The organism is Flavobacterium movens (genome assembly GCF_039581425.1).
GTDB lineage: Bacteria > Bacteroidota > Bacteroidia > Flavobacteriales > Flavobacteriaceae > Flavobacterium > Flavobacterium luteolum.
This window is the reverse complement of record NZ_JBCPXY010000008.1, coordinates 44,579-56,066: the sequence shown is the minus strand read 5'-3', so window position 1 is coordinate 56,066 and position 11,488 is coordinate 44,579. Positions and strand designations below refer to the sequence as shown.

Here is an 11,488-nt window from a genome sequence, read left to right as displayed (position 1 = left end):
TGAGATGTAAAATGTGAAAATCAATGCATTTCACATTTTACAAATTTCATCTCACTATATGTAAATCTCTTTCCCTTGCTCAATAAATTCCTCTGATTTCTCTTGCATTCCTTTTTCTGCTGCAGCGACATCCCTAATTTCTTGAGATATTTTCATAGAGCAGAATTTCGGTCCGCACATCGAACAGAAGTGCGCAACTTTTGCTCCATCGGCAGGAAGTGTTTCATCGTGAAATTCTCGTGCTGTATCTGGATCAAGTGCCAAATTAAACTGATCTTCCCAACGGAATTCAAAACGAGCTTTGCTCAAAGCGTTGTCGCGGTATTGCGCTCCCGGATGACCTTTTGCTAAATCGGCAGCATGCGCAGAAATTTTATAGGTGATCACACCATCTTTTACATCCTTTTTGTTTGGTAAACCTAAATGCTCTTTTGGCGTTACATAACACAACATCGCACAGCCATACCAGCCAATCATAGCCGCTCCAATTGCCGACGTGATATGATCGTAACCCGGTGCAATATCTGTAGTTAAAGGGCCTAAAGTGTAAAATGGCGCTTCATGACAGTGCTCCAATTGCTTGTCCATGTTTTCTTTGATCATGTGCATTGGTACGTGTCCTGGCCCTTCAATAAAAACCTGAACATCGTGTTTCCAAGCAATTTTTGTCAGTTCGCCTAAAGTTTCTAATTCGGCAAATTGTGCAGCATCATTTGCGTCGGCGATAGAACCTGGACGCAAGCCATCTCCAAGAGAAAAAGCTACGTCGTATTGTTTCATGATTTCGCAGATTTCTTCAAAATGCGTGTACAAGAAGTTTTCTTTATGATGAAATAAGCACCATTTTGCCATAATTGATCCCCCTCGAGATACAATTCCTGTAACGCGATTGGCTGTTAAATGAATATAGCGAAGCAAAACTCCAGCATGAATTGTGAAGTATGAAACACCTTGTTCTGCTTGTTCAATTAAAGTGTCGCGGAAAATTTCCCAAGTCAAATCTTCTGCAATTCCCTTTACTTTTTCCAGTGCCTGATAAATTGGCACGGTTCCGATTGGAACAGGAGAATTACGAATAATCCATTCTCTGGTTTCATGAATATTTTTTCCTGTTGATAAATCCATAATCGTATCAGCTCCCCAACGGCAAGCCCAAACGGCTTTTTCAACTTCTTCTTCAATGCTTGAAGTCACAGCGCTGTTTCCAATATTAGCATTAATTTTCACCAAGAAATTACGACCTACAATCATAGGTTCGCTTTCTGGATGATTGATATTGTTTGGAATAATAGCTCTTCCGCAAGCAACTTCAGAGCGCACAAATTCTGGAGTGATTTTATTTTTTGGAGTATTGGCGCCAAAACTATGACCACTGTGTTGGCATTGCATGGCTTTAGTTTGTTCGTTTAAAAGTTCAATACGTTGATTTTCACGAATAGCGATATATTCCATTTCTGGAGTAATAATGCCTTGTTTAGCGTAGTATAACTGTGTTACATTTGCGCCTTGTTTAGCACGTTTTGGCTGATGCAAATATTCAAAACGAAGGTGATTCAGACTTTCATCTTTTAATCGGCTTAAGCCATAATCTGAGGTGATTTCATTTAAAACTTCGACATCATTTCGGTCAAGGATCCAACTTTCGCGTAAGCGTGGTAATCCTTTTCTAATATCAATTTCGATATTTGGATCTGTATAAGCTCCAGAAGTGTCATAAACCGTTACAGGAGGATTTTTTTCTATTCCGCCGTTCGAAAGTTTAGTGTCGCTTAAAGTTATCTCGCGCATTGCTACTTTTATCGGATGAATTTCTCCATCGATATAAACTTTTTTAGAATTCGGAAATGGGGTTCTTGATATTTGTTCTTCGTTTGTCATAGCTTGTATATTGTAAGATGTAAGATGTAAGATGTAAGATGTAAGATGTGAATTGTAGAGGTGCACTGCAGTGCGTCTACGTCCGGTATATAATTGGAATTTTATTCTATCCTCCCTGCGTAGCAGAAATAATCAGAATTTCGTCAGTTTCTTGTACGAAGAATTCGTTCCATTTGAGTTTTGGAACAACGGTATTGTTAACAGCAACAGCAATTCCGTTTTGTTTGTGCGGAATTTCGAGATCGAGCAATGATTGAACGCTAAGCGATTCAGCATTGAATTGTTTGGTTTGTTGATTGATTTTTAGTTCCATTCCTTTTGAGTTTAGTGTATAGATACACCTTAGGAATGGCTACAATGACGCATAGAAATGCGTTCAAGAAGTCATCTTACTTTTCCCTACGCTAGTATGAACTAGATCAGGTTCAGAGGGTAAAATCTCAGCCTGCGCGATGCAGACACCCCTAAAGTGTGAAGCAAATGTAATAAAATTTTGTTTGAAAGTTCCAAGTTTCAGGTTTCAAGTTCAAAAAAAACTGAAAACTGTGACTGAAAACTGCTGTTATTTGCCTTTTCGAGTAAAGCAATCTTTTACATGATCATTGACCATTCCGGTTGCTTGCATGTGAGCATAAATGACGGTTGAACCAACAAATTTGAATCCGCGTTTTTTTAAATCTTTGCTGATTGCGTCAGAAATTGGAGTGGTTGCTGGAACATCTTTCAAAGTTTTCGGCTTATTATCAATTGGTTTTCCGTCGGTAAATTTCCAGATATAATCAGAAAATGTTCCAAATTCTTCTTGGATTTTCATAAAAGCCTGAGCGTTTGTGACAGCAGAGTTGATTTTAAGTTTATTGCGAATAATTCCTGTATCCTGCATTAATTCTTCGATTTTATCCTCAGAATAATTGGCAATCTTTTTATAATCAAAATTATCAAAAGCTGTTTTAAAGTTTTCTCTTTTGTTTAAAATGGTAATCCAGCTTAATCCAGCTTGAAAAGTTTCTAGAATTAAAAACTCAAAAATAGTTGGATCGTCATAAACAGGAGTTCCCCATTCTTCGTCATGATATTTTTTATATAAATCGCTGGCAGAACACCAGCCGCATCTTATTGGTTCCATTTTTTGTAATTCTAATTTATCTTCCAATTTGCCAGCTATATCCTTTTACACTCGGAATGTAAGCCGAACGTCCAATTATAACAAGGTTGTTGTACACTTTTCTGTTGTATTTAATACCAATCGCATTTCCAGAAGTGTACATTTTATTGGCCTTAAAAACCACTCTCATTTTACCGTCTTCAAGTTCGGCATCAGATACTTTTTCGACAAACCATGTAGATTGCCATTTTACGGCCAGTTCATTTTCTGCAGTTCTGGTAACACTTTTTACCAGTTTAACAGCTTCTTTTGGTATTTCAAAATTTTCGGTTAATTGTTTTTGACTTAAAGTCTGTCCCATTTTGCATTTGTCGAATATCTTGCGAAGGTTAACAAAATTAACTAGTTTATCATTTGCCTCTTTTTTTATATCAACAGGTTTTTCTGTTTTGTTTAATAATTCTGGCGACGTAGTTTTAATTTCAATTTTGTTTTTCACAGCAAAAGTATTTTGTAAACTGTTTTTTTGAGATTCAATCTCTCTTGAAGCAGTAATGCTTTTGGATGAAATTTTAGGATTCTTTTTTATAGGTACTGGCGTTAACCTATTAACAGATTGAATGACTTTTTTTGGCTGTTTTTTTTCGTCATTGCCACAGCTTAAAAAGAAATAGGTAACAGAGAATAAAATAAGCAAGTAATTTTTTTTCATGACCTAAATATGTTATTGTTTTTTATCCTTTGTGTGTAGGATCTTCGTCCAAATATTTTTTAATCAGATGATGTCCTAAATAAATTGCTGGAGTTAATAAAATAGCAATTGCTAATTTAAATGTATATCCTATTAATCCCGAAGATATAAATGTGTCAAAATCAATTTTTCCTGGAAGCCAAAAAGCAATTCCGAGAACAATAAACGAATCAAACAATTGCGAAATAACAGTAGAACCAGTAGTTCTTAACCATATTTTCTTTTCGCCAGTTCTGTTTTTAAAAAACCAAAAAATCCATACATCAATCAGCTGAGAAGCCATGAAAGCAATTAAACTTCCAATGATAATCCACATACTTTGGCCAAAAACAGCTTCAAATTGACTGTCATTTACTGGGCTGATTCCTTTTGCGGCGGGAATAACAATTGCCATAAAAAGTATCAGAAAAGCATAAGCAATCAAACAGGCTGTAATGAAAGAAAGTTTTTTTACGCCTTTTTCGCCAAAATATTCATTAATCAAATCGGTAGTTAGAAATACAACTGGCCAAGGCAAAATTCCGATACTCATTACAAAAGGACCAATTTGAATTAGCTTTCCTCCAATTAACTCAGCCACAACGGCATTGGTAATAAATATTCCTGCTAAAATTACAAAAACAATTTCTTTTCTGGTTTTAAACATGTTATTTTTAAATTGGTATTTCAAAAATAAACTATTTCTTTTTAAATCTTAGAAGCAGATTAATTTTTATAATCTGTTGGCGTATGAAGTTTGCTTCCGATTGGTTAATTTTGAGATTCTGTTGCTCTTTTTTCTGTTTGAAATTTTGCACAGAATTAATTAATGTATTTGTTATGAAGACACCAATAGAGTTAGATAATTCATTGCTAAAAGATTGGTCTGGTCCTTATGGAGGTATTCCAGATTTTACGGCATATAAAATTTCAGATTTTAAACCCGCAATAGAATTTGCGATCAAAGAAAAATTAGAAGAAATCGATGCAATCGCGAATAATTCACAAAAACCTACATTTGAAAATACCATTGAAGCTTTGGAGCTTTCGGGTACAAAATTAGATCGAATTCATGCGGTTTATGGTATTTACAGATCTAATCTAAGTACTCCGGAATTTAATGTTGTTGATACCGAAATGTCGCCAAAATTGGCAGAGATCAATGATAAACTGTATCAAAATAACAAACTGTTTTCTAGAATTGAAGCCTTGTATAAATCGGATGAAAAGAAGGATTTGTCTAAGGAACAGCAACGCGTGCTTTGGCTTTATTACACTGACTTTGTTAGAGAAGGAGCGGAATTAGAAGAAAAGGATAAAGATAAAGTAGCTAAGATCAATCAGGAACTGGCAACGCTTTTTACCGCTTTTAGTCAAAAGTTATTGGCAGAAGAAAACGATCAATATATAGAGTTAGAGACAGAAGCTGATTTTGACGGTTTGCCTGAGGAATTTAAGAATGCGGCAATTGCAGAAGCGAAAGAAAGAAATTTAAAAGTTTTAGGATGCATTGGCAATACAAGATCTTCAATTGAACCTTTTTTAACTTTTTCAAACAAAAGGAATTTAAGAGAAAAAGCTTTTGATATTTTCGTAAAACGTGGCGATAATAAGAATGAAAATGACACCAATGGAACCCTTATATCTATTTTAGGATTAAGGGCAGAGAAAGCGAAGATATTAGGTTTCGCAAATTTTGCTGAGTGGAGTTTGTCAAACAAAATGGCTAAAAATCCTCAGAAAACATTAGATCTGATGCATTCGGTATGGAAGCCTGCAGTAGAGAAAGTAAAAAACGATGTTTTGGATATGCAGGAAATGGTGAATAGAGAAGGGGAGAATTTTAAAATTCAGCCTTGGGATTACCGCTATTATGCAGAAAAAGTACGAAAAGCAAAATACGATTTAGACCAAAATGAAATCAAGCAATATTTACAGCTGGAAAATTTACGCGAAGGAATGTTCTGGACAGCTGGCGAATTGTTTGATTTAGGTTTTAAACAATTATTTGACCTTCCTGTTTATCATCCAGATGTTCGTGTTTGGGAAGTGAATAATAAAAATACAGGAGAGCCAATTGGCTTATGGTATTTTGATCCTTATGCACGTGTAGGAAAGCGTTCGGGAGCTTGGATGAACTCGCATAGAGATCAGCAAAAAATTAGAGAAAAGGTGCTGCCAATTGTGTCAAACAATTGCAATTTCATTAAAGGGAATAGCAATGAACCGGTTTTAATTTCGTGGGATGATGCAACGACTCTATTTCATGAATTTGGTCATGCACTTCATGGATTATGTTCGAATGTAACTTATCCTAGCCTTTCTGGGACTTCAGTTGCGAGAGATTATGTAGAGTTTCCTTCTCAGTTACTGGAGCATTGGTTAGCGACTCCAGAAGTGTTGAATAAATTTGCGCTTCATTATAAAACTAAAGAGCCTTTATCGCGATCATTGGTAGAAAGAATAGGAAAAGCAGCCAATTTTAACGAAGGTTTTGCAACAGTTGAGACAATTTCAAGTTCGTTTGTAGACATGGAGCTACATTTAACGACCGAAACAGTCGATCCGCATGCATTTGAGAAGAAAATCTTAAGTGAAATTAATATGCCGTCTGAAATCGTAATGCGACACAGGATTCCGCAGTTTGCACACATATTTTCAAGCGATGGATATGCGGCAGGATATTACAGTTACTTATGGGCAGATGTGATTAATGCAGATGCATATGAGGCATTTTTGGAAGGAAACGGTCCTTTTGATAAAGTGATTTCTAAACGTCTTTATGAAACTGTTTTAAGCGTTGGAAACACAATTGATAACGAAGAAATGTATGAGAATTTTAGAGGTCATGCACCAAAATCTGACGCATTGATGAGAGCAAGAAATTTTCCAATTGAAAGCTAAAAATAAAAAAGCCCGAATAAATAAATATTCGGGCTTTTTAATATTGAAAATAATATATTAACCTAAAGTAACTCTTTTGAAACCTGTAATTTCAACATTGAATCCTTTTACGTAATCACCAACTTTTTTACTGTCATCTTTGATGAAGTTTTGATCTAAAAGAGCTTTCTCTTGATCTAAAGTAGTGTTGTCAGAGATAAAACGTTGAACTTTACCTGGAAGAATTTTATCCCAGATTTGCTCTGGTTTACCTTCAGCTTTTAATTCAGCTTTAGCATCTTCTTCAGCTTGTTTGATAACCTCAGGAGTTAATTGAGAGAAAGAGATGTATTTAGGAACATTTTTTAAAGTTTTTCCTAAACGTGCAGCTTCTTCATTGTCCTTTTCGATTACAGCAATACGAGCAGCAAGTTCAGATTCAACGAAAGCAGGATCAAAATCTTTGTAAGATAATGTATCAGCTCCCATAGAAGCAACTTGCATAGAAACGTCTTTTGTTAAAGCTTCAGCGTTAGCAACTGGAGCAGAAATTGCAGTTAAAGCAGCAATTTTATTAACGTGAACATAAGATCCAACGTAAGCACCTTCTAAAATTTCAAAACCACCAATTTCGATTTTCTCACCGATAACACCAGTTTGCTCGATTAATTTTTCAGCAACAGTGATTCCGTTGAAATCAGAAGCTAAAAATTCTTCTTTATTAGAGAAGTTGATAGCTCTTTCAACTAAATCTTTAGCTAAAGTTACAAAAGCTTCATTTTTACCTACGAAGTCAGTTTCGCAGTTTAAAGTGATGATAGCTCCTTTAGTATGGTCAGCATTGATAAAAGAAACAGCAGCTCCTTCAGAAGACTCACGGTCAGAACGGTTAGCAGCAACTTTTTGTCCTTTTTCTCTAAGGATTTGGATAGCTTTATCGAAATCTCCTTCAGCTTCAACTAAAGCCTTTTTACAGTCCATCATTCCGGCACCTGTAGATTGTCTTAATTTATTTACGTCTGCAGCAGTAATTGTTGCCATAATATTTTAAGTTTTAATATGTTTTTAAAAGTAAAAAATTCCAGCTTTTAAATCCCAAACTCCAATTTTAATAAATTATCAACATAATGTTTTTAATTCTGGTTGGATTTTGGAATTTAAAATTTGGAATTTAAATTTTGATTTATTCTTCAGTTGCAGGAGCAGCAGCTTCAGCCTCAACAGCAGGAGCTTCTTCAGCAGCTTCAACTTCTTTTTCAGCACCTCTGTCAGAAAGACCTTCGATTACTGCAGTAGTCACTAAAGATAAAATTTTGTCAATTGATTTAGAAGCATCATCATTTGCAGGAATCACGTAATCAACCTCTCTTGGGTCAGAATTCGTATCAACCATTGCGAAAACTGGAATGTTTAATTTTTGAGCTTCTTTTATTGCGATGTGTTCAGCTTTGATATCTACTACGAACAATGCTGCAGGTAATCTAGACATATCAGCAATTGAACCTAAGTTTTTCTCTAATTTAGCACGTAGACGATCAACTTGTAAACGCTCTTTTTTAGATAAAGTGTTGAAAGTACCATCTTTCTTCATTTTATCAATAGAAGACATTTTTTTAACTGCCTTTCTGATAGTTACGAAGTTAGTCAACATTCCACCTGGCCATCTTTCAGTGATGTAAGGCATGTTTGCAGCTTTTGCTTTATCAGCAACGATGTCTTTTGCTTGTTTTTTGGTAGCTACGAATAAGATTTTTCTACCTGATGCAGCGATTTTTTTCAAAGCTTCGTTAGCCTCTTCAATTTTAGCTGCAGTTTTATATAGATTGATAATGTGAATACCATTACGCTCCATATAAATGTAAGGAGCCATATTTGGATCCCATTTTCTAGTCATGTGTCCGAAGTGAACACCTGCTTCTAGTAATTCTTTTACTTCTATTTTGTTTGCCATTTTTGTACTAGTTTACGTTCTGTTGATTAGCAATGTCCCGTTATGGATTTAATGATTTAAAAATTTAAAGATTTAAAAAATTTCAGTTGTAATCTTTTAATTATTCAATCTTTTAATCTTTCAATCCCAGTTTCATTTAGATGCTAAACTATATCCTACCTCGATAGGAGAGCAACAATAACTGTGTTTTTTAATTTCAATAAATAATTGATAATGTCTTGTCCCATCTGAACAAGACAGGTAATATTAACGTTTAGAGAATTGGAATCTCTTACGAGCTTTCTTCTGACCGAATTTCTTACGTTCAACCATTCTTGGGTCTCTTGTTAATAAACCTTCTGGTTTAAGGATTCCTCTGTTTTCAGCGTTAACTTCACACATTACGCGTGCTAATGCCATTCTTACAGCTTCTGCTTGACCAGTTGTACCACCTCCGTAAACATTTACTTTTACATCAAAGTTACCAGCGTTTTCTGTCATAGAAAGTGGTTGTAAAACTTTGTATTGTAAAGTTGCAGTTGGAAAGTAAGTTGCGAATTCTTTTTTGTTTACAGTGATGTTTCCAGTTCCTTCAGAAACGTATACACGTGCAACAGCGGTTTTTCTTCTACCGATTTTGTGAATAACTCCCATTACTTAAGATCATTTAGGTTAACAGTTCTAGGTTTTTGAGCTCCGTGTTTGTGCTCAGCTCCTACAACAACATTTAGATTTCTAAAAAGTTCTGCTCCTAATTTGTTCTTAGGTAACATACCTTTTACAGCTTTTTCTACTAATGCAGCTGGATTTTTAGCTTGCAATACTTTAGCGGTTAAAGTTCTTTGTCCTCCTGGGTAACCTGTATGACGCATGTAAATTTTGTCATTCATTTTTGTACCTGTAAGGTTAATTTTTTCTGAGTTGATAACAATTACGTTATCTCCACAGTCAACGTGCGGTGTGTAACTAGGCTTGTACTTACCTCTTAAGATCATTGCAACTTTAGAAGCAAGACGTCCTAAGTTATGACCTTCAGCGTCAACAACAATCCACTCTTTAGTTACAGTGGCTTTGCTAGCTGAAACTGTTTTGTAGCTTAATGCGTCCATAATATTATTTTAATTAAACATTCCATCCCCAATAAAGGGGATGCAAAAGTACAATTAATTATTTTAAAACCAAATACCTGAAAAGAATATTTTATATCCTGAAAATCAGGGGTTCAGTTTTTTAATTAATTAATGAATAAAAAACCGCCTCCACAATAATGTCAAGACGGTTAAATATTTAAAGAAAAAAGTAATTATACAATAAAGATATTGGCGATGTCTACAACCTGCTGAGTCGTAAGTGGCTCATCATAAGCTTCTGAGCCTGCTGCAGGCCCAAAAGCAGTTGCTGTATTAAATCCAGCCTGCATGGTTACCCCTTCGCCATCATAAACTGCTTGTGTAGCTGCAGGCATGCCAGCGCCTCGTTCGGCATTAGAAATCCATCCTTTTAAACCTCTTAGTCGTCTAACTTCAGAGGCATGGCGTGCTTCAACAGAATGAATCTGAAGTGCTGCAGTCAATAAATCGGGTGCGGTTATTAAGTTTGCAGCTTGTCCTTTATATGCTCGAACTCCGGTATCTTCAAAAGCTTGTGCCAAAGCTAAAAATGTCGGATAATCATGAAAAGGATCAAAAGCGCCTCCAACAGTAAAGTCAAAAGTTGGTTTAGGAACGAAATTGGCACTTGCTGTACCGCCTAAACCTGCAATTAAAAATTTAACATGATCAGATTCGTGCGCCGCTATTTGCTGAAATACTTTTAAATCACGCCCGCCATTTTCAGAAGCCGGAATTACGCCAGAATCTAAAGCCATGGCGTAAAATTCGTTTTCAAGATATTCTAAGGTCAGCGCAAATTGCAAAGCTCCAATAGGTGTTGCCGGTGTTGCTGTAATGTCTTTTGCGAAAGCTTTATTGGTGAGAGCTGACAATCCGAACGGAATTGATGCTAAAGCTAAATTTTTTCCAATATTCCCAAACTGTGAAAAACTGTCTCTTCGAGAACCAATGCTATTCATTAAATTATCATCAGTAAAGGATTCTATAAATTTTAAAATGTTCATAATTTCTAAGTTTTAGCGGTTAAGATTAAGGCAAGTATTTAGCTGTAAATTTTGTGGTAATAAAACCAGCAGCAATCGGTAGGATTTTAGATGGATCTTTTGCGTCATCTAAACCTGTTGACATATTTACAATATCGTCTCCGGCAAAATCTTTCGAATTCGGATTGATTAAACTTCTTATTGCGGCCGCATGTCTGGCTTCAACTGAAACAATTTTTCCGGCTAATAATAAGTAGTCTGCTGTTTTAATTAATCTTCCTGCTCCGTTATAAGCGGCAACGCCAGTATCTTCTAGTGCTTTTGCAGTAGCTAGAACTTCGGTGCGGCTGTTAAAATTTAAAGAACCATAATTAAAGGCTAAAGAAGGAAGTAATTGCGAACTTGGATCGGGAAGTGCTCCATTTAATGCAGCTTTGAAGAAATCTCTGTGAACAACTTCGTGATGGTATAAATCAGTCAAAACTTCGCGTTCAAGACTACTAAAGACAGTGTTGAAACTGCTAGAATTTACTACTTTAGTATAAAAGTCGGCTTCTAATTGTTCTAGAGCATAAGCATAGGTTAATACTCCAAAATCTCCGGAGCCTAAATCAAAAACACCATTTCTTACTCCTGGCAAAGAAGTGTCTGGCATATCATTGTCGTTATCATTATCGCTACAGCCAGCCAAAACCAGACCTGTGGTCATTAATGTTAATCCGCTGAGCTTAAGAAAGCTCCTTCTGCTATCCAGTGAAGGGTTAACTTCATGAATTTTAACTTCGTTTTTCATAATCAAGTTTTTTATTAGGTTAACAACATTGGTTTTTTAGTTAACTGGTATTTAGTTATTAACGAAATTTTAGT

The 11,488-nt window shown here is 35.6% G+C and carries 12 protein-coding genes and 1 riboswitch; of the genes, 1 reads left to right on the top strand and 11 read right to left on the bottom strand.

Going from position 1 to position 11,488, the window contains the following annotated elements:
- Positions 1-54: 54 nt before the first annotated feature.
- The 5 genes from thiC to AAYQ05_RS15165 form a co-directional block, all read right to left on the bottom strand.
- Complete coding sequence (thiC, locus tag AAYQ05_RS15185; protein WP_281631121.1) at positions 55-1,878, bottom strand: phosphomethylpyrimidine synthase ThiC; 1,824 nt, start codon at positions 1,876-1,878, stop codon at positions 55-57.
- A 106-nt stretch (positions 1,879-1,984) separates the two neighbouring features.
- The gene (gene thiS, locus AAYQ05_RS15180; protein WP_111379268.1) at positions 1,985-2,191 is read right to left on the bottom strand and encodes a sulfur carrier protein ThiS; all 207 of its coding nucleotides are present in this window, start codon (positions 2,189-2,191) and stop codon (positions 1,985-1,987) included.
- 66 nt (positions 2,192-2,257) lie between these two features.
- Positions 2,258-2,354, bottom strand: a riboswitch (TPP riboswitch).
- Between the two features lie 86 nt (positions 2,355-2,440).
- Positions 2,441-3,004 (bottom strand): DNA-3-methyladenine glycosylase I, encoded by a 564-nt coding sequence (locus AAYQ05_RS15175; protein WP_343544276.1) that lies wholly within the window; start codon positions 3,002-3,004, stop codon positions 2,441-2,443.
- 16 nt (positions 3,005-3,020) lie between these two features.
- Positions 3,021-3,695 (bottom strand): hypothetical protein, encoded by a 675-nt coding sequence (locus AAYQ05_RS15170; RefSeq protein WP_343544275.1) that lies wholly within the window; start codon positions 3,693-3,695, stop codon positions 3,021-3,023.
- Between the two features lie 22 nt (positions 3,696-3,717).
- Positions 3,718-4,380, bottom strand: coding sequence for a queuosine precursor transporter (locus AAYQ05_RS15165; RefSeq protein ID WP_343544274.1), 663 nt, complete (start codon positions 4,378-4,380; stop codon positions 3,718-3,720).
- 173 nt (positions 4,381-4,553) lie between these two features.
- On the opposite strand from AAYQ05_RS15165, the gene AAYQ05_RS15160 reads away from it, so the two are divergent.
- Positions 4,554-6,617, top strand: coding sequence for a M3 family metallopeptidase (locus AAYQ05_RS15160; protein ID WP_343544273.1), 2,064 nt, complete (start codon positions 4,554-4,556; stop codon positions 6,615-6,617).
- 57 nt (positions 6,618-6,674) lie between these two features.
- Here the strand turns inward: AAYQ05_RS15160 and tsf are convergent, their stop codons facing one another.
- The 6 genes from tsf to AAYQ05_RS15130 all read right to left on the bottom strand — a co-directional run bounded on the left by tsf (position 6,675) and on the right by AAYQ05_RS15130 (position 11,414).
- Positions 6,675-7,637, bottom strand: coding sequence for a translation elongation factor Ts (gene tsf / locus AAYQ05_RS15155; protein ID WP_111426206.1), 963 nt, complete (start codon positions 7,635-7,637; stop codon positions 6,675-6,677).
- 142 nt (positions 7,638-7,779) lie between these two features.
- A complete protein-coding gene (gene rpsB, locus AAYQ05_RS15150) occupies positions 7,780-8,547 on the bottom strand; it encodes a 30S ribosomal protein S2 (RefSeq protein WP_177210975.1) in 768 nt (255 codons plus the stop codon).
- Positions 8,548-8,793: 246 nt separating this feature from the next.
- Entirely contained in the window at positions 8,794-9,180 is a 387-nt protein-coding gene (gene rpsI, locus AAYQ05_RS15145; protein WP_035645327.1) for a 30S ribosomal protein S9, read from the bottom strand.
- Positions 9,180-9,635, bottom strand: coding sequence for a 50S ribosomal protein L13 (rplM, locus tag AAYQ05_RS15140; RefSeq protein WP_111379262.1), 456 nt, complete (start codon positions 9,633-9,635; stop codon positions 9,180-9,182). Before rplM ends, rpsI begins: the two co-directional genes overlap by 1 nt.
- Positions 9,636-9,829: 194 nt before the next feature.
- Positions 9,830-10,642 carry a ferritin-like domain-containing protein gene (locus AAYQ05_RS15135; RefSeq protein WP_343544271.1) on the bottom strand — a complete coding sequence of 271 codons (813 nt, stop codon included), beginning with the start codon at positions 10,640-10,642 and terminating at the stop codon, positions 9,830-9,832.
- 25 nt (positions 10,643-10,667) lie between these two features.
- Positions 10,668-11,414 carry a ferritin-like domain-containing protein gene (locus AAYQ05_RS15130; protein WP_343544270.1) on the bottom strand — a complete coding sequence of 249 codons (747 nt, stop codon included), beginning with the start codon at positions 11,412-11,414 and terminating at the stop codon, positions 10,668-10,670.
- Positions 11,415-11,488: the final 74 nt, after the last annotated feature.